Here is a 17,770-nt window from a genome sequence, read left to right as displayed (position 1 = left end):
CGACCGAAAGAGAGTTCGACAATGAGCGCCCCCGCAGCCCCCAAACCCGATACCGGCGGCGAGAACGGGAAACCGGTCCGCAGTTTCCCGAAGCCCCACTTCACCGATGCCGAGGCCGGAGCTCTCGACTTCCCGAGCTCCAAGAGCCGCAGCTACAACTACTTCAAGCCCGCGAAAATGCGGGCCACCACCTACGAGGACGTCACCTTCGATGTCCAACCCGACCCGGAACGGCACCTCAGTCAGGGCTGGATCTACGGATTCGCCGACGGCCCCGGCGGCTATCCGAAGGACTGGACAGCGCTGAAATCGGCTGACTGGCACCAATTCCGTGACCCCAACGAAGAATGGGAGCAGACCATCTACCGCAACAACGCCAACGTGGTGCGGCAGATCCAGCAGAACCTGGCGAACGCAAAACTGGTCGGGGCCTACAACTCCTGGACCCCGAGCTGGGCGACGTTCATCGAGCGCAACCTCGGTGCCTGGATGCACGCCGAGAACGGCCTGGGACTACACGTGTTCACCGCGGCACAGCGTTCGGCACCGACAAACATGCTCAACAACGCCATCTGCGTCAACGCCGCCCACAAGATGCGGTTCGCGCAGGATCTCGCGCTCTACAACCTCGACCTGACCGACACGATCGACGGCTTCGACGGTGCGGTGCACCGTGAGGTGTGGCAGTCCGACCCGGTCTGGCAGGGTGTGCGAGAGAACGTGGAACTGCTGACCTCCGAAGGTGATTGGGCCGAGGCGGTGTTCGCCACGAACATCATCTTCGAACAACTCGTCGGGGTCCTGTTCCGGTCGCTGCTGGTGATGCAGATCGCGGCCCGCAACGGCGACTACGTCACCCCCTCCCTGGTCGGCTCCGGTGAGCACGACTACAACCGCGACCTCGGGTACACCCGCGCGATGCTGCGGATGCTGGTGACCGACCCCGACGACGGGCAGGCCAATCGCGAATTGCTCGCCACCTGGGCCGACAAGTGGATTCCGCTGAGCCTGGCCGCCGCGCGCGAGTTGCAGCCGATCTGGTCGCAGCCCGCCGAGCGGCACGTGCCGTTCGCCGATTCGTTCGCCGCCGCCAAGACCGGGCTGCGGACCGTCCTCGAAGACCTCAACATCCCCGTATCGAAGGAGCTGTCAGCATGAGCGAGATGACCTTTGGCGCCGACATCGGATCGTCCAACATGTGCGGTGTGACCCTGATGAACAACCAGAACGGCTATGTGGTCGCCGAGATCATGGGTCGCAAAGAGGGTGTCGAGATCGAAGAATTCCCGTCGATGATCCGCGTCGACGGACAAAAGGTCCTCACCTTCGACTTCGACGAGATCACCAATGCGCTCGGCTCCGAGTTCGATCAGTCCGACTTCGAGGAGATCATGTCCACCCACTACGGGCGGATGGTCCACTTCGACGACCGGACGATGCTGTTCGCCAACCCCGAGGATGCCGCCGAGTTCATCGATTTCGACCTCAAGGTCGTCGAGTAACCCTCATCCCTCACCAGTATTGGAGTAGTCGATGTACAACAAAGATGGCGAGAGCTATTACATCGTGGACAGCCACATCCACTTCTGGAACGGTGGCCCACGCAATCAGAAGAACCGGTACGGCAAGGGTTTCACCGGTTGCTTCTATGACTATCACGCGAACCTGTCCCCGGAATCGGAGAAGTGGACGCTGGAGAAGTTCGGCAGCTACACCGAGGACGACCTGATGCACGACCTGTTCGAGGTCGGGTATGTCGACAAGGGCATCTTCCAGCCCACCTACCTCAGCGACTTCTACATCGACGGTTTCAACACCACAGAACGCAACGGTGCACTGGCGGAGAAACATCCGGACAAGCTGATGACCAACGGCGCCTGGGATCCGCGCAACGGAGAGGCCGGGCTCGAAGACCTCGAGAAGCTGGCCGCCCGGTGGAATCTGCAGGGCGTCAAGCTCTACACCGCGGAGTGGAAGGGTGACTCCAAGGGATACAAGCTCACCGATGACTGGTCGTACCGCTACCTGGAGAAGTGCCAGGAACTCGGTATCAAGAACATCCACATCCACAAGGGCCCGACCATCTATCCCCTCAACCGGGATGCGTTCGACGTCGCCGACGTCGACGACGTGGCGACGGCATTTCCGGAGCTCAACTTCATTGTCGAGCATGTCGGGCTACCCCGCCTGGAGGACTTCTGCTGGATCGCCACGCAGGAACCGAATGTTTATGGGGGCCTTGCAGTTGCGATGCCGTTCATCCACACCCGGCCACGGTATTTCGCGCAGATCATCGGCGAGCTGCTCTACTGGGTCGGCGAGGATCGCCTGACGTTTGCCAGTGATTACGCCATCTGGAAGCCGGCCTGGCTGATCGAGAAGTTCGTCGACTTCCAGATTCCCGAGGACATGCAGTCCGAGTACGGCACGCTCAACACCCAGATCCGCAAGAAGATCCTGGGATTGAACGCGGCGAAGCTCTACGGTTTCGACGTTCCAGAGGAGGCCCGGATCCAGCCCGACGAGTCCGCACCTGCCGAGAAGCCGGTCGGGAGCAGTCCGGCGAAGCCGACCTCCTCATCATCGGCGTCGGTCACGGTATGACTGTCGCAAATGGGCCGGCCCGGACGCTCATCCGTTGGCCCGATTCAGTCGGTACGGGATCGGCGGCGACGGCGCAGCGGGTCTGGGATGCGTTGGGAACGGTGCGCGATCCCGAGTTGGACGAGCCCATCACCGACCTGAAGTTCGTGACGTCGGTTGATCTGGGCACCACGGGTTCCGGCATCGAGGTCGCGATCCGGCTGCGCCTCCCGACATACTTCTGTGCACCCAATTTCGCCTATCTGATGGTGGCGGACGCCTATGACGCGGTGGCCGCACTGCCGGAGGTCGACCGGACCGTGGTGCGGCTGGAGGATCACTTCGCGGCCGAGGAGATCAATGACGGGGTCGCGGCGCGGGCCGGTTTCTCCGGGTCCTTTCCCGGACTGGCGGTCGATGAGCTCGAAGAACTCCGTCAGACGTTCCAGCGGAAGGCCTATCTGGCGGCGCTGGAACGGATGTCACGCCGGTTGTCGGCCGACGGCGTTGGTATCGAGAGGTTCTCGGCGCTGACCATCGGTGACCTCCCGACCGGTCACGAACTCGATTCCCTGGTGCGTCGCCGGCGCGATGTCGGCTTGGGGTCGGGGCACTCCGCGCTGGTCATGGTCGAGCACGATGGAACCCCGATCGGCGCGGATGCCCTGCCCAAGCGGTTGCGTTTTGCCAAGTCCGTGCGGGTCAGCATCGAAGGCAACGGGATTTTCTGCCGGGGTCTGCTGACCACCCGCTACGGCGACGACAGCACCCCCGGAACCGGCAGCAGCGTAGGCGAATCCAACAATGCGGATCTTGGGATGCCAACGATGAGGAGCGAGTCATGAAAGCGGTGCAACTGTCGGCCTACGACACCAAACCCGAATTGGTGGAGGTCCCCGATCCGCATGCGGACGGTGCCTTGGATGTGGTGGTGAAGATCGGCGGCGCCGGTGTCTGCCGCACCGATCTGCACATCATCGAGGGCCAGTGGGAACAGAAGTCGGGCGTCACATTGCCGTACACCATCGGACATGAGAACGCCGGCTGGGTCCAGGAGGTCGGGAGCGCGGTCACCTCGGTCTCACCGGGCGATCCGGTGATCCTGCATCCACTGGCGACGTGTGGTTTGTGTCGGGCCTGCCGCGCCGGTGACGATGTGCATTGCAGCGCTTCGGCTTTCCCCGGTATCGACAGCGACGGCGGATACGCCGAGTACCTCAAGACCAATGCCCGTGCCGTGGTCAAGCTCGATTCGTCACTGCAACCTGCCGATGTCGCGGCGCTGGCCGACGCCGGCCTGACCGCCTATCACGCGGTTGCGAAAGCAGCCCGGTTCCTGCGGCCCGGGGACACCGCGGTGGTGATCGGCGCCGGCGGTCTCGGCCATATCGGGGTCCAGGTGTTGGCGGCATTGTCGGCGGCCCGGATGATCGTCGTCGACCGGTCCGAGCCGGCGCTCGCGCTGGCCGCCGGATTGGGCGCCCACCACACCGTTGTCGCGGACGGGACCCAGGTGCAGCAGGTTCTCGACCTCACCGACGGCAACGGCGCCGAGGCCGTCATCGACTTCGTCGGTGAGGGCGGCGCCATCGAGGACGGCGTTGCGATGCTGCGTCGGGCCGGCAACTACTACGTGATCGGATACGGTGGCACGCTGTCGATCCCGACGATCGACATCATCTCCACCGAGATCAACTTCATCGGCAACCTGGTGGGCTCCTACAACGACCTCGTCGAACTGATGGTTCTCGCGGCGCAGGGCAAGGTGTCGTTGCACACCAGCACCTATCCGCTGGCCGATTTCGCGACCGCGCTCTCCGACCTCGACGCCGGGAACGTGCGGGGGCGGGCCATTCTCATCCCGTAGACCACCTATCCCACATCGCTTTTCAATTCGTCTACACATGAAGGTGCGTGCACAATGGCAAAAGATCTGCGCTTCGGTTCGGACGCTCGGGGCCGCTTGGAGATGGGGGTCAATGCCCTTGCCGATGCGGTCAAGGTGACCCTCGGGCCCAAGGGCCGCAACGCGGTACTCGAAAAGCTCACCGGGCCCCCGACCATCACCAATGACGGTGTCACCATCGCCAAGGAGATCCAGCTCCGCGACCCCTACGCCAACATGGGAGCGCAACTGGTGAAAGAGGTCGCCACCAAGACCAACGGCGTGGCCGGCGACGGTACCACCACTGCAACGGTTCTCGCCCAGGCAATGGTGCGTGAGGGCCTCCGCGCGGTCGACAACGGCGCAAATCCGATGCAACTCAAGCGCGGTATCGAGAAGGCGGTCGAGGCGGTGGTTGCTCTGCTGCAACAACGTTCCCGGGCAGTGACCGGTGAGGAACAACTCCGGCACGTGGCGATGCTGTCGGCCAACAACGATCCCGACATCGGCGATGTGATCGCGGCGGCGATGACCCACGTGGGGGTGGGTGGTGTGGTCAGCGTCGAGGAGTGGCCGCAGTTCGGTCTCGGGCTGTCGTACGTCGACGGTGTGGAGTTCGACCACGGCTACATCTCCCCCTACTTCGTCACCGACAAGGATCGGATGGAGTCACAGCTCGACGACGCCTACGTGTTGCTCACCAATCAGAAGATCACCACGGTGCAGACCCTGATGCCGGTGCTCGAGCAGGTGCAGCGCAGCAAGCGGCCGCTGTTGATCCTGTGCGAGAACATGGATGGTCCGGCGCTGTCGATGCTGATCACCAACAACATGCACGACACGTTCCGCTCGGTGGTCGTGCGGGCTCCCGGCTTCGGCCATCGACGGGTTGCCGAGTTGGAGGACTTCGCAGCCATTTTGGGTGGCCGGGTGGTCAGTGCCGACTCGGGCCTGTCCCTGGCCGACGTCCGTCTCGAACACCTCGGCCGGGCGAAGAAGATCACCGTGACCGAACTGTCGACAACGATGGTCGACGGAGGCGGTGACATGGCCGAGGTCCGGGCCCGCATCCATCAACTCGAACAAGAGCTGGACCGAACCGAGAACGAACACGACCAGGACAACCTGCAGTTGCGGATCGCCAGGTTGTCCGGCCGGGTCGCGATGATCCATGTCGGCGCGGCCACCGGCGTCGAACTCAAAGAGAAGCAGCATCGCGTCGAGGATTCGCTGTCGGCAACCCGGGCCGCGATGGAGGAAGGGATCGTCGCCGGTGGTGGCACCGCCCTGATCCAGGCGCAGGCCACACTCGATCTCCTCGAGCTCACCGGCGACGCCGCCGAGGGCCGCGAAATCGTCCGGCGCGCAGTGGAAGAACCACTTCGCTGGATCTCGATCAACGCCGGCTACGACGGTGACGAGGCGGTGCAGCGGGTCGCCGACCTTCCGGAAGGGCACGGCTTCAACGCGGTGACCGACACCTATGGCGACATGTTCACCGCCGGGATCATCGACCCGCTCAAGGTGACCCGCTCGGCACTGCAGAGCGCCGCGTCGATCGCGGCGCTGCTCCTGACCACCGAGACCCTGGTCGTCGAAGAGGTCATCCAGAATCCCGGTGCCATCGTCGCTCCCGGATTCGGCGACCTCGCCGATGGCATGGTCCGTCCTTCGAACATCTACTGACGGCACCGTGATGACCATCTCGCCGGACCAACTCAGCTGCACGAGGCCTTGCGCATTCACTGCCTCGGCCGCGCGACACTGACCGCGGCGGACGGAGGTGGCTGCGCGCCGATCATGTTCGGGCACGGCCCGCCCACGGGATTGCACATCAGGTGCGAGGATGAGCACGTGAATGTGCGCGCGAAGAACAACGTCAATATCGTCGGGCGCGAAGACGGGCCGACGATCATGTTGGCCCACGGATTCGGATGCGACCAGAACCTATGGTTTCGGGTGACCGAGCGATTGGTTCCGGACCATCGGGTGGTGCTGTTCGACCACGTCGGCGCCGGCGCCTCCGATCCGGCCGCGTGGGACGCTGAAGGGTATTCGAACCTCGAGACCTATGCGCAGGATGTGCTCGACATCGTCGTCGAACTGGATCTACGCGACGTGGTGTTCGTCGGTCACTCGGTCGCGTCGATGATCGGTGTCCTCGCTGTGGCCAAAGAACCCGACCGGTTCGCCAAGCTGGTGTTGCTGACCCCCTCACCGCGCTATGTCGACGACGAATCCGATGGATATCGGGGTGGCTTCACGCGTGGGGACATCGACGAACTTCTCGAGTCTCTCGAGAGCAATTATCTCGGCTGGTCGGCGTCGATGGCGCCGAACATCGTCGGTAACCCGGATCGACCCGCGCTCGGCGGCGAGTTGACCGAATCGTTCTGTCGAACCGACCCGGAGAAGGCGCTGGTGTTCGCCCGCGCCACCTTCCTGTCCGACAACCGGACCGATCTCGCACGCGTCACCGTGCCCACCCTCGTGATCGAATGTGAGCGCGATTCTCTGGCGCCCCGGCACGTCGGCGCGTACGTGCATGATCAGATCGAGGGCAGCGAACTCGTCACGCTCGACGCCAGCGGCCACTGCCCCCAGCTCAGCAACCCCGTGCCCACCGCCGAGGCCATCGCGGCCTTCGTCGATGGCCGTCGATGAGCACGGACCACAGTGATATCAGGTCACCGGACGTACTCCAAGAGAGTCTGGAAGACCTGTACGAGAACGCGCCGTGCGGGTATCTGTCGACGTGGCCGGACGGGTGCATCGCAAAGGTCAACACCACTCTGACGGTGTGGCTCGGGCAGGACCGAGCGTCATTGTTGGGCAAACCCTTCAGCGATCTGCTCACCGCAGGCGGGAGGATCCACTACGAAACCCACTTCGCACCGCTGCTGCAGCTCGAAGGGGTACTGAACGGAATCACCGTCGACCTCGTCGCGGCCGACGGCCGACGACTGCCCGTATTCGTCACCGCGAACGTGAAGATCGGCGCCGATGGAACCGCCGTGCTCATCCGCATCACCGCACAGGACGCACGTGACCGCCGCGCATACGAGAAGCAGTTGCTCGAGGCGCGGCGCCATGCCGAAGAAGAACATGCGCGCATACAGCTGCTCGCCTCGACACTTCAGCGCTCGCTGCTTCCACCGTCGTTGCGACCTCCCGATGGCATGGAGGCCGCGGCCCACTACCACGCTGCGTCGATCGACGATGTCGGCGGCGACTTCTACGACCTGTTCGCCCTGTCGGCGCACAAGTGGGGGTTCTTCCTCGGCGACGTGTGTGGCAAAGGGGCCACCGCGGCGGCGGTGACCTCGCTGACCCGCTACACGCTGCGCGCCGCGGCGGTGTACGACGACGACCCGATTGCGGTGTTACACAACCTCCACACGGTGTTGCATGCCAATCACCATGGTGACGAACCACGGTTCTGCACAGTGATCTTCGGGGTGCTCACCCGCCGCGACAACGGTTTCGACGTCCACCTCGCCAGTGGTGGGCACCCACCCGCACTGCTGCTCAGCGCCGCCGGTCAGGCGCAGTACGTGAGTACCGAGGGCGGGCAATTGGTCGGCATCCTGCGCGATCCCCGGTTCGTCTCGACGCGGATCCATCTCGATGCCGGCGACACCCTCGTCCTCTACACCGATGGGCTCACCGAGGCGCGGACCGGACCGGGTCCCGAGCGGTACGACGACAACGGTGCGCTGCTCGAGTTCGCGTCGGCACACACGCCGACGTCGGCAGGCCAGATCATCGAGGACTTGGGGGCATTGCTCGACACTTTCGGTGCCGGCCTCGAAGACGACACCGCGCTCTTGGCGCTGAGTGTCCCCCCATCCGGGGTTTAGAGGGCGCGGAGGGCGGCCAGCAGAAGGTCGACGTCCTCGGAGGTCGAACCCAGGCCGAGGCTGGCGCGCACCGCCCCGGAACCGTGGCCCAGGCGATCGAGAAGCGGGTGGGCGCAGAATCGTCCATCGCGCACACCGATGCCGTGCTCGGCCGACAGATGGGCTGCCACCTCAGCGGCCCGATGCCCGTCGACGACAAAGCTGACAACGCCAACGGCGTCGGTGCTGTCGGTGAAGATCTTCAGGGGGTGCACGCCCGGGATCTGTGCCAGGCCGTTGCGCAACTGTTCCGTGAGCGCGGTTTCATGGGAAACCACGGCATCACCGAGGGACGCGATCTCGACGCAGGCCGCCGCGAGCGCGGCCGCACCCAGGACGTTGGGTGAGCCGCCCTCATGACGGGCGGGCGACCGCGCCCACGTCACGTCCTGCTCGGTGACGTTCAGAACGGCACCACCACCGGCCAGGTATGGTTCGGCGACGTCAAGCCAATCCCGCAGCCCGACAAGCACTCCCGAGCCGAATGGCGCATAGGTCTTGTGTCCGGAGAACGCCAGGTAGTCGATGCAGGCGGCGGTGATGTCGATCCGGCGATGCGGTACCAGCTGCGCTCCGTCGACGGCAATTCGGGCACCATTGCGGTGCGCGAGATCAGCCAATTCATCGATCGGCAGGATCTCACCGGTGACGTTGGACGCGCCGGTGACCGCCAGCAGCACCGCGCCGGTGTCCTTGAGGGCGGTCTCCACCCGGCTGATCGTCGCAGTGAGTGTATTCGCGGTCCGGACCACGTGAACATCACTCCACGGCAACAGATTTGAATGATGTTCCAGGTCGAGGACGACGACCTTGCCCGGCACGCAGCCGGCCAGGAGGTTCAGGGAATCGGTGGTGTTCCGGGTGAAGATCAGGCTGTGCTGCTGCCCGGCGCCGACGAACTCCGCGACCTGCGCGCGGGCGCTCTCGTATGCCTGGGTGGTGACCTGCGACGCGTAACCGGCCCCGCGGTGGACGCTCGAATACGTCGGCAGGAGTTGCGTGATCCGCTCGACGACGCTGCACAGAGCCGGCGCACTCGCCGCGTAGTCGAAGTTGACGTATCGCGTGGTCGAGCCATCACTCAGTGGCGCTCGGGTATCCGAACCCTCAATCGCTGCAAGGGCTTCCAAGGATTGTCCCAGTGTTGCAGTGCTCATTGCTCACACCCTCCGGTGTCAGGGATTCCACACGCGCCGCCAGTTCGAACCCTGCCGATGCGGCAGTTCGAACTCGGACGTGGGAGGTCCGCGCTTGCCTGTTCGGGTTCGAACAGGCCAGGTCTTCACCCGGAGCACCCCGCCGCGATGGAGGGTTGCTGACCAGCAAGCCGGGGCTGTGCGCTGGTACTCGTGACCGACGACGACGCTAACAGACTTCTTCGGCGTCGTCCATACCCATTTTCCTTTAACTTCTCGGCGATCGGAACTCCGCGCATCCTTCGGATTTGGGCAGGAGCGTGCGTATGGTTCTGTCCAACAGTTGAAATCCTCCGACCCGGGCATGCCCCCACGATGCCCGGATTCGCTTGGTGGACAACAGCTGCCCTGTGTCAACGAGTATCAGCGCCAAGTTCCAGCTTGCTGGTCGGCAACCCTCCACCGCGGCGGGGTGCCCTGGATCAAAGACACGGTCCCAGCCTTCACCGGCATGGGGCAAGCGCGGGGTTCAGGCATCTGAGCCCGAGGATATCTCCAGGAGTTCGATGATCATTCACATCCGCCGTGCTGCTCGCTGCGTGGTCAGCACCGCACCCACTTACCAGGAGTGCACCTGATGTCCGTGTGGTCCGACAGGCTTCGATCCAACAAGGAGCAGATCGTCGACAGTCCCCCTGACCACCACACCCTGCTCATCGCGGTACCTGCTCTCGAACAGCGACACGAACACGCGGGAGCAGGTCGATCCACATGAGCGTGACAAGGGTCGACACCGTCGTCGTCGGTGGCGGGGCGATGGGTTCGGCCGCCGCCTGGCAACTCGCCCGGCGAGGCACCGAGACCGTTTTGCTGGAACGCTTTTCACCCGGACACCGCAACGGCGCGTCCCACGGAGCGTCACGGATCTTTCGCACCTCCTACGCCGAGCGCCCCTACGTAGAGCTGGCCCGCGAGGCCGAAACGCTGTGGGCGGAACTCGAACAGGAGTCCGGGTCAGAGCTGCTCACCATCACCGGTGGCGTCGACCAAGGATGGACACACCGTCTGACCGCCATCTCCGATACCCTCGCCCACCTCGGACTCGTCCATCAGTGGCTCGAGCCCGACGAGGCCTCGCAGCGCTGGCCCGGAATCAGATTCGACGGCCGCGCGTTGTATTACCCCAACAGCGGACGACTACATGCGGACAACGCTGTCAGCGCGCTACAACGCAGCGCAGCAGCCCTCGGCGCAGAGGTTCGACACGAATCGCAGGTGATCTCGATCGACGTCACAGACGACAACTCGGTCACCGTACGCACCGATGACCAGGAGTACGTGGCCCGACGTGTGGTGGTGGCGGCCGGCGCCTGGGCGACGAAGCTGTTGTCGGGCATCGTGCCGCTGCCACAGATCACCGTCACTCAAGAGCAACCTGCACACTTTGTACCGCGTGACCAGGACGCCGAGTGGCCCAGCTTCGGGATCCTGCACGACCCGGACGGACCGAACGCACCCGAATTCGGTGGTGTGTACGGCCTGTCCTCGGGTGCCGAAGGCGTCAAGGTCGGGTTCCATGGAACCGGACCGGTCGTTGACCCCGACCACCGCGATTTCACGGCGGAACCACGGCAACTCAAGGCCTTGCAGGAATACGTCCGCCATTGGGTGCCCGGCGTCGATGCCGACGCACTGACCCCGATCAGCTGCACGTACGCCACCACACCCGACTCCAACTTCGTCATCGACCGCCGCGGTCCGGTTGCGGTCGCCGCCGGATTCTCCGGACACGGCTTCAAGTTCGTGCCCGCCATCGGCCGCCTCCTCGCCGACCTCACCGCCGACAAAGATGCCCCCGAGCTGTTCTCTTTCCGCTCCCACTCCGCAGAAAAGGTTGTCTAGCCATGTCGAGATTCGCCAGTCCAGCCGATACCGAGACCTACGGTGAGTACACGATCACTCGCGAACCGGACGACACCCGACCGGTGTATCGATTCGCCGGACGTATCAGCGGCGACGGATCCACGCCCTACCCGGCCGTGGCTGATCGCTATCACGTCTATTCCGGTTGGTTCTGCCCGTGGGCTCAGCGGGTCACGCTGGTCATCGAGCTGGCCGGCCTCACCGATGTGATCAGTGTCAGCTACGTCGACGGTGCGCGCGATGCCCGCGGGTGGGCATTCCGCGAGACCCACGGCCCCGACCCGGTGAACGGCTTCACCCTGTTGCGCGATGCCTATGAGGCCACCGAACCCGGCTTCGACGGCCACGTGTCGGTCCCCACCCTGTGGGACCGCGAGACGAAGCAGGTGGTGAGCAACACGTTCGACACACTCGACGCCGATCTCGCGTCGCAGTATCGCCGTCAGATCACCGGTGAGTTCGACCTCTACCCAGAGGATCTGCGCCCGCAGATCGACGAGTTGGAAGTCTGGTTGCGAGCCACGGTCAACAGCGCCGCACACGTGGCCACCGGAACCGGTTCGGTTGCCGAGGAAGCCGCGGCCACGGTGTATCAGGCATATTCAGAACTCGACAGCCGGCTCTCCGAAAATCGATACCTCCTCGGCGACAACGTCACCCTCGCCGACGTCCGGCTCTGGGTGACGCTGGTTCGGCACGATGCTGCGGCGGCCAGGGCCGGTACCAGGCGTCTCATCGACTTCCCGAATCTGTGGCGCTATGCCCGAGATCTGTACTCATTGGATGCATTTCGCGCCACCACCGATTTCGCATCCTTCGGCGCATCGGACGCCATAGCCGATGAATGGCAGTCGCCGATCACGTCGTCCGCAGCAGCTCACTAGGAGTTCGAAATGGCATCGCCCATCCCCCTGTCGGTACTCGACCTTCTGCCCCGTCCCAGCGGGTCGGACAACACCACCGCAATGCGCAACACCATCGACCTGGTCCAGCGCGCCGAACAGTTCGGATATACCCGCTATTGGTTCGCCGAACACCATACGAATCCGGGGGTCCTCGGTTCATCACCCGCCGTCGAGATCGCACTGATCGCAGGTTCCACCTCGACCATCCGGTTGGGTTCGGCCGGAGTGCAATTCGGTCATCGGACGCCGCTCGCGACGGTTGAGGAGTTCGGCCTGATCAACACGCTGTACCCGGGTCGCCTCGACCTCGGTATCGGACGATCCATTTCTCGCCCCGCCCCGGAGACGACCACGGGATCGGAATCGGTGACCGAAGTCGCAGCAAAAAACTATTTGTCCGCCCGCGGCGGAGCGGCCCACACCGAAGACACATACACCCCCAACGGTCTGCTCCTGCCCAAGATCTACAACATCGCCGGCGCGTTTGCGAGTAAGTCCATCACTCACCTACTCGACCTGCTCCAGCAACCCGGCGCGTACGCCCCGAGCTATGACGAGCAGATCTCCACCGTTCTTGCCCTCCTCGACGACACATATGTCAGTCCACATGGGCTTCCCGCTCACGCCACCCCGGGAGCTGGTGCCGACGTGCAGGTCTGGATCCTCGGCGCCTCCGGTGGATCCAGCGCTGCCGTCGCAGGGTCGAAGGGGCTGCGCTTTGTTGCCAGTTATCACCACAGCCCGAGCACGGTCATCGACGCGGTCGACGCCTACCGGGCAGCATTCCAACCGTCCGCGGACGTCCCGGAACCGTATGTGGCGGTATCGGTGGATGCGGTCATCGCCGAAACCGATGACGAAGCAGCCGAATTGGCGAGCGGATATGCACCTTGGGTCCGCAGCATCCGGCGCGGCGAAGGCGCGATCCCGTACCCGAGTCCGGCGCAGGCAGCTGCGCTGGAATGGACCGACGACGACCGCGAACTGGTCCGCGACCGGGTGCTGACGCAATTCGTCGGATCGCCGTCCACCGTTGCCGACAAACTCGAGGTCCTGCGGGACGCCACCGGAGCCGCCGAGCTCTCGATCACGACCATCACGCACGACTACGCGGCGCGGGTGCGCTCGTACGAACTCATAGCGAAAGAATGGTTCAGCCGGTGACAGCTCAGACCACACCGGACACCGGTGTACTCGATAATGCCATGTGGGAGAGCCTGATAGGAGCCCATCTGCATCTGAGCGAGGGCACCACCCGCGCGCGGCGATACCTCCCGACGATCTCGCCGTTCGTCGGGGTCGGTGATCTGGGCGATGCGCAGACGTGGACCGATCTCGCCGATCTGATCGGCCCCGGACAAGAAGTTGCACTGCCTGTCGACGTGACCGATCTGCCCGACGGCTGGGAGATCGTCATGAGCGGCCCGGGCGTCCAGATGGTTGCCACCGAGACGCTGAAGCCACGGCCCGAACCCGGCGCCGTTCGACTCGGCGCGGACGACGTTCCTGACATGCTCGCGTTGATCGACCGCACCAAGCCCGGGCCTTTCAGCCCCGAAACATACCGACTCGGAACATATCTCGGGATCCGTCGCGAGGGCCGGCTCATCGCCATGGCCGGCGAGCGCCTCCATCCACCCGGATGGACCGAAATCAGCGCGGTATGTACCGACGCCGACTTCCGTGGCGAAGGCCTGGCCACCCGGCTGGTCCTCGCTGTCGCCGACGGGATCTACGCGCGGGGTGAGACACCGTTCCTACACGCGGCGGCCGAGAACACCAACGCCATCGAGTTGTACAAACACCTGGGCTTTCGGTTGCGGACCCGCATCACCTTCACCGTGGTCCGGTCCCCCGATCACTGATCAAGGGGCATTGCGCACACGTCGCCGACAATGGCGCGTGGGCTGTCGACGGCGGGCTGGCTGTAGGATTCTCTTCGGAGTATCGCCCAGCTCCAAGCGTTCACCCTGTGATCGCTGACAAATGGTGACGTGGAGGTCCTCCAGACCGAGGGGGCACCCACGTCCTCGGCTTCACAGTATCCGGCGCCGTGCGGCGACGGATACGTTTGGATCAGGGCCTGCCGACTGATTTTGACCACCCCGGCGAAATGCGCAATGGAGCGAGCAGATGGACAGTCCACAAAATGATCTCGAGTCCGGCATACACGACCAGATCGCGCAAATGGCCCGCGAGTTGCATGGGTCACGCGATCAACAGTTGACCGCTGAACAGGTGCTCAAGGATGTTACCGAGGCCTCCGTGGCGCTGCTACCGACTGTTGCCCACGCCGGGATCACCTTGATCAAAAAGCCCGGCCCCGGACGCGAAGGAATTCTCGAAACAGTTTTGACCAGTGGTCCGGTTCCCGCGCAGGCCGACGCCTTGCAGCACGAGCACGGTGAAGGCCCCGGGCTCGATACGATCTGGGACCAGTACACAGTTCGGATCAACGACGTCGAGACGGAACAGCGATGGCCGAAACTGATGCCGGCGCTGTACGAACAGACGCCGATTCGATCGGTCCTGTCGCTTCAGCTTTACACCAAGGGGCACGAACTCGGGGCCCTCACTCTCTACGCCGAGGTTGCCGATGCATTCGACACCGACACCGAAGACCTCGCAGTCGACCTCGCCACCCACGCTGCCATCGCGTTGGGCGCCGCCCGCAAGGGCAATCAGTTCCGCAGCGCACTGGCTTCCCGAGACATCATCGGCCAGGCCAAGGGCATCATCATGGAACGCTATAACCTCCATGCGGTGGAGGCCTTCGCGCTCCTACGCAAGCTCTCGCAGGACGCGAACATCCGAGTCGCAGACGTAGCGGCCCGACTGGTGGAGCAAGACCATCCATTGCCATTTGGTGTCACTGAGTAGGGGCCTCACGTGCAGCGTTCGAAGGCCCGAGCGCCCCGGTCGAGTTTAGTGATCGCGGCTAAAGGTTTGCGGCTCCGTTAGCCGGGTAGTCAATCGGCAGGTCGGGGTTTCAGCCCGCAGGCTTCGATTTAGATACCCGGGTCAAGCAGGAGCCGGGGTATCGCCCGGGGGACCGTTCAGCCGATTTCTGTCCCCTGCCGACGTAGCCGTGGGTACGACACACGTCCCGTCCACACACGTGCCGGCCTCGGGGTCACCGATGAGGTCGAACGGGCTGAGCGACGGATCAGACATTGCTGGACTCCTCGGCCCGGACTTTGTCGAGCACACCGGTGAACGTCTCGGACGATTGCGCTCCCGAAATGGCGTACTTCCCGTTGATCACAAAGAACGGCACGCCCGTGATGCCGTAAGCGCGAGCCTGATTGATGTCGGCGTCCACCGCGGTGGCGTATTCACCTGATTCCAGGACCGCCATCACCGCTTCCCGGTCGAGTCCCACATCGGCGGCGAGGTCGGCAAGTTCCTCGCTACGGCCCACGTGACGGCCCTCCTCGAAGTACGCCTTGAACAGCCGCTCGGCGCATTCGAGTTGCTTGCCCTGTGCTCTGGCGTGGTGCAGCACCTGATGAGCTTTGAGGGTTTTGGTCTGCAGCACCGTATCGAAGTCGACGTGGAGGCCCACCTCGGCGGCGATCCCGCTGACGTTGTCGAGCATCTGCCCCACCTGATCAGCTGGCATCCCCTTTTTCTGGACCAGGTAGTCGACAGAGGACCCGGAAAAATCTTCCGGGGTATCCGGGGACAACTCATAGCTGCGGTAGGTCACTTCGACGTCATCGCGACCAGCGAACTCCGCCAGTCCGGCCTCGAACTTTCGTTTACCGATGTAGCACCAGGGGCAGGCGATGTCGGACCAGATGTCGACAGTGATGGGGTTGGACATTCAACGTTCAACAACCTCTGCGTGCAAGCCATTCCCCCTCACGAGCCGCCGAGCGCAGCTCGCAGTGTCGGCATCGACTGGATCAATTCGCTGCGCCAGAACGGCCACAGGTGCATGCCGACCGGTTGCGCATTGCGGGACACCGGCACCCCCTTGGCGCGCAGCGCATCAGTGAGCTGGTCGGTGCACAGATTCGAGCCGAACTCGAGGGCCATCGCGGTCGGTGGCATCGGAATACCTTCACCCGGACCGGGGAGACCGCTGCCCGACGACAAATAGACCGACGTGCCTTGCAGTCGAGCCGCATTGGCGAAAATGTCATGAGCCTTCCACTGTGGGCTGCCCTGCGGTCCCCACATCAGCTGCGATGACCCACCCGAACCGATCACCGTCAGGTCGGTGAGGGTCGTACCCACAACCCCTTCGGTGAAGTAGCACCCGCTGTAGGCCGCCACCGCTCTATAAAAACCGGGGTTCCGCTGCGCGAGCATCACCGCACCCTGTGCGCCGCTGGATATCCCGCCGATCGCCCGGTCCCCATTCGCACCGAGGTACGGCTCCAACGCCTGCGGCAGCTCCTTGGTCAGGAACGTTTCCCATTTCACGACACCGAATTCGGGATGTTCGTCGATCCAGTCGGTGTAGAGAGTTCCGGTACCCCCCACCGGCAGAACCACATTGATGTTCTCATCGGCGAACAGTGCCGCGGCGTTCCCCTTGTCCGCGGCCGACCAACTGTTCGATTCCACCTGGCCGGAGTTGCCATCGAGGAGGTACAGAGTCCCGCGTGGGCGGCTGCGATCTGCCGGCAACAAAACAGTCACCGGAATATCGCGGCCCATCGCCGGGCTGAACACAGCAAGTTGGAGTGTGCGCTCGTTTGGTACGTCCCGCTGCACCACAACAGCTTCGGCCACGTCAAGCCCTCCGCCGCGAGCCGGATCAGCGGCGGCCTGCACCGGCATGGTCATCAAAACCGTTGCAACGGCCATCAACAGCGTCGTAACACCACGACGAAACAACAACCGACTCACCGCCACCACCCACCCACTTTCAACGCCCGACACGGCCTGTCGGTTGAACACTTGGAGAACCGCAAACACGCAGCCATGGCCCACACCAGTCGGTGCGGGCCACGGCAGGCGTCAATCTACTTGGGAACCTTGACTGTTCCGCCGCTCAGCGCAGCGAGAGCCTCGAGTCCGCGAACCGCCAAATCGGTTACCGGCACAAGGATCGTTCCAGCAATTGTTCCGACGACGTCACCAACACTGCCCATTTCAATCTCCTTTTTCTAGTTTCTGTAGCCATAGAGAGGATGTTCAACCGGCGGTCACCGTCAGCCGGCAACCGATCCGACGAAGTTACCGAGCAGGTTGTCCAACCCCAACATGATGGTGATGATGTTCGGCAGAAGGGTTTCGCCGCCGGCCAGGAAGAATGCTTCGATAGATCCCATGTGTTGCGCCTACTTTCTTGCTGATAACCGAGAAGTCGGCAGGGCTCTACACAAGAGGCCAACGACCACTCGAATGGGGAGGTACATCACATTCGGGCTTCCCTGTGATGTGTAGGACACATTATCGTCACGTTCCCGAAATTGGACCGAAATG

16 protein-coding genes and 2 riboswitches are annotated in these 17,770 nt (G+C 63.7%); of the genes, 13 read left to right on the top strand and 3 right to left on the bottom strand.

What is annotated here, in order from left to right:
• Window positions 1-21: 21 nt before the first annotated feature.
• The 8 genes from AC51GT_RS21125 (at window position 22) to AC51GT_RS21090 (ending at window position 8,328) form a co-directional block, all read left to right on the top strand.
• Complete coding sequence (locus AC51GT_RS21125) at window positions 22-1,158, top strand: aromatic/alkene monooxygenase hydroxylase subunit beta (RefSeq protein ID WP_496326923.1); 1,137 nt, start codon at window positions 22-24, stop codon at window positions 1,156-1,158.
• On the top strand, window positions 1,155-1,502 hold the full coding sequence (mimD, locus tag AC51GT_RS21120; protein ID WP_495517091.1) for a propane 2-monooxygenase effector subunit MimD: 348 nt from the start codon (window positions 1,155-1,157) through the stop codon (window positions 1,500-1,502). Before AC51GT_RS21125 ends, mimD begins: the two co-directional genes overlap by 4 nt.
• A gap of 31 nt (window positions 1,503-1,533) precedes the next feature.
• Window positions 1,534-2,604, top strand: a complete 1,071-nt coding sequence (locus AC51GT_RS21115; RefSeq protein ID WP_496330063.1) for an amidohydrolase family protein — start codon at window positions 1,534-1,536, stop codon at window positions 2,602-2,604.
• Window positions 2,601-3,428: an iron-sulfur cluster assembly protein gene (locus tag AC51GT_RS21110; RefSeq protein ID WP_496330062.1), complete on the top strand. Its 828-nt coding sequence runs from the start codon at window positions 2,601-2,603 to the stop codon at window positions 3,426-3,428. Before AC51GT_RS21115 ends, AC51GT_RS21110 begins: the two co-directional genes overlap by 4 nt.
• Window positions 3,425-4,450: an NAD(P)-dependent alcohol dehydrogenase gene (locus AC51GT_RS21105; RefSeq protein ID WP_496330061.1), complete on the top strand. Its 1,026-nt coding sequence runs from the start codon at window positions 3,425-3,427 to the stop codon at window positions 4,448-4,450. The genes AC51GT_RS21110 and AC51GT_RS21105 overlap by 4 nt, the downstream gene beginning before the upstream one ends.
• Before the next feature lie 54 nt (window positions 4,451-4,504).
• Complete coding sequence (gene groL, locus AC51GT_RS21100) at window positions 4,505-6,154, top strand: chaperonin GroEL (protein WP_496330060.1); 1,650 nt, start codon at window positions 4,505-4,507, stop codon at window positions 6,152-6,154.
• A gap of 168 nt (window positions 6,155-6,322) precedes the next feature.
• Entirely contained in the window at window positions 6,323-7,132 is an 810-nt protein-coding gene (locus AC51GT_RS21095) for an alpha/beta fold hydrolase (RefSeq protein ID WP_496326918.1), read from the top strand.
• Window positions 7,129-8,328, top strand: a complete 1,200-nt coding sequence (locus AC51GT_RS21090) for a PP2C family protein-serine/threonine phosphatase (protein WP_496330059.1) — start codon at window positions 7,129-7,131, stop codon at window positions 8,326-8,328. Before AC51GT_RS21095 ends, AC51GT_RS21090 begins: the two co-directional genes overlap by 4 nt.
• On the opposite strand, the gene AC51GT_RS21085 is transcribed toward AC51GT_RS21090, so the two are convergent.
• A complete protein-coding gene (locus AC51GT_RS21085) occupies window positions 8,325-9,524 on the bottom strand; it encodes an aminotransferase class V-fold PLP-dependent enzyme (protein ID WP_496330058.1) in 1,200 nt (399 codons plus the stop codon). The two genes, AC51GT_RS21090 and AC51GT_RS21085, sit on opposite strands and share 4 nt — an antisense overlap.
• Window positions 9,525-9,609: 85 nt before the next feature.
• Window positions 9,610-9,722: riboswitch (SAM riboswitch) on the bottom strand.
• 192 nt (window positions 9,723-9,914) lie between these two features.
• Window positions 9,915-10,032, top strand: a riboswitch (SAM riboswitch).
• Window positions 10,033-10,274: 242 nt separating this feature from the next.
• Here AC51GT_RS21085 and solA point away from each other — a divergent pair.
• The 5 genes from solA to AC51GT_RS21060 all read left to right on the top strand — a co-directional run bounded on the left by solA (window position 10,275) and on the right by AC51GT_RS21060 (window position 15,211).
• Window positions 10,275-11,405, top strand: coding sequence for an N-methyl-L-tryptophan oxidase (gene solA / locus AC51GT_RS21080; protein ID WP_496330057.1), 1,131 nt, complete (start codon window positions 10,275-10,277; stop codon window positions 11,403-11,405).
• A 2-nt stretch (window positions 11,406-11,407) separates the two neighbouring features.
• The gene (locus AC51GT_RS21075; protein WP_496330056.1) at window positions 11,408-12,310 is read left to right on the top strand and encodes a glutathione S-transferase C-terminal domain-containing protein; all 903 of its coding nucleotides are present in this window, start codon (window positions 11,408-11,410) and stop codon (window positions 12,308-12,310) included.
• A 9-nt stretch (window positions 12,311-12,319) separates the two neighbouring features.
• Entirely contained in the window at window positions 12,320-13,495 is a 1,176-nt protein-coding gene (locus tag AC51GT_RS21070) for an LLM class flavin-dependent oxidoreductase (RefSeq protein WP_496330055.1), read from the top strand.
• Window positions 13,480-14,196: a GNAT family N-acetyltransferase gene (locus AC51GT_RS21065; protein WP_496330054.1), complete on the top strand. Its 717-nt coding sequence runs from the start codon at window positions 13,480-13,482 to the stop codon at window positions 14,194-14,196. Before AC51GT_RS21070 ends, AC51GT_RS21065 begins: the two co-directional genes overlap by 16 nt.
• A gap of 268 nt (window positions 14,197-14,464) precedes the next feature.
• The gene (locus tag AC51GT_RS21060) at window positions 14,465-15,211 is read left to right on the top strand and encodes a GAF and ANTAR domain-containing protein (protein ID WP_496330053.1); all 747 of its coding nucleotides are present in this window, start codon (window positions 14,465-14,467) and stop codon (window positions 15,209-15,211) included.
• A gap of 286 nt (window positions 15,212-15,497) precedes the next feature.
• On the opposite strand, the gene AC51GT_RS21055 is transcribed toward AC51GT_RS21060, so the two are convergent.
• On the bottom strand, window positions 15,498-16,157 hold the full coding sequence (locus AC51GT_RS21055) for a DsbA family oxidoreductase (protein WP_496330052.1): 660 nt from the start codon (window positions 16,155-16,157) through the stop codon (window positions 15,498-15,500).
• Between the two features lie 38 nt (window positions 16,158-16,195).
• Entirely contained in the window at window positions 16,196-17,149 is a 954-nt protein-coding gene (locus AC51GT_RS21050) for an alpha/beta hydrolase (protein WP_496330051.1), read from the bottom strand.
• Between the last annotated feature and the right edge of the window lie 621 nt (window positions 17,150-17,770).

The organism is Williamsia sp. z34 (assembly GCF_059553395.1).
The sequence above is the reverse complement of the archived record's forward strand: the minus strand, read 5'-3'. Positions and strand labels throughout refer to the sequence as shown.

Excerpts from the sequence above, each read along its gene's own strand:
- mimD (WP_495517091.1), top strand. The coding sequence starts at position 1,155 with ATGAGCGAGATGACCTTTGGCGCCGACATCGGATCGTCCAACATGTGC.
- AC51GT_RS21115 (WP_496330063.1), top strand. The coding sequence starts at position 1,534 with ATGTACAACAAAGATGGCGAGAGCTATTACATCGTGGACAGCCACATC.
- AC51GT_RS21110 (WP_496330062.1), top strand. The coding sequence starts at position 2,601 with ATGACTGTCGCAAATGGGCCGGCCCGGACGCTCATCCGTTGGCCCGAT.
- AC51GT_RS21085 (WP_496330058.1), bottom strand. The coding sequence starts at position 9,524 with ATGAGCACTGCAACACTGGGACAATCCTTGGAAGCCCTTGCAGCGATT.
- AC51GT_RS21075 (WP_496330056.1), top strand. The coding sequence starts at position 11,408 with ATGTCGAGATTCGCCAGTCCAGCCGATACCGAGACCTACGGTGAGTAC.
- AC51GT_RS21065 (WP_496330054.1), top strand. The coding sequence starts at position 13,480 with ATGGTTCAGCCGGTGACAGCTCAGACCACACCGGACACCGGTGTACTC.
- AC51GT_RS21125 (WP_496326923.1), top strand. The coding sequence starts at position 22 with ATGAGCGCCCCCGCAGCCCCCAAACCCGATACCGGCGGCGAGAACGGG.
- solA (WP_496330057.1), top strand. The coding sequence starts at position 10,275 with ATGAGCGTGACAAGGGTCGACACCGTCGTCGTCGGTGGCGGGGCGATG.
- AC51GT_RS21060 (WP_496330053.1), top strand. The coding sequence starts at position 14,465 with ATGGACAGTCCACAAAATGATCTCGAGTCCGGCATACACGACCAGATC.
- AC51GT_RS21090 (WP_496330059.1), top strand. The coding sequence starts at position 7,129 with ATGAGCACGGACCACAGTGATATCAGGTCACCGGACGTACTCCAAGAG.
- AC51GT_RS21070 (WP_496330055.1), top strand. The coding sequence starts at position 12,320 with ATGGCATCGCCCATCCCCCTGTCGGTACTCGACCTTCTGCCCCGTCCC.
- AC51GT_RS21050 (WP_496330051.1), bottom strand. The coding sequence starts at position 17,149 with ATGGCCGTTGCAACGGTTTTGATGACCATGCCGGTGCAGGCCGCCGCT.
- groL (WP_496330060.1), top strand. The coding sequence starts at position 4,505 with ATGGCAAAAGATCTGCGCTTCGGTTCGGACGCTCGGGGCCGCTTGGAG.
- AC51GT_RS21055 (WP_496330052.1), bottom strand. The coding sequence starts at position 16,157 with ATGTCCAACCCCATCACTGTCGACATCTGGTCCGACATCGCCTGCCCC.
- AC51GT_RS21105 (WP_496330061.1), top strand. The coding sequence starts at position 3,425 with ATGAAAGCGGTGCAACTGTCGGCCTACGACACCAAACCCGAATTGGTG.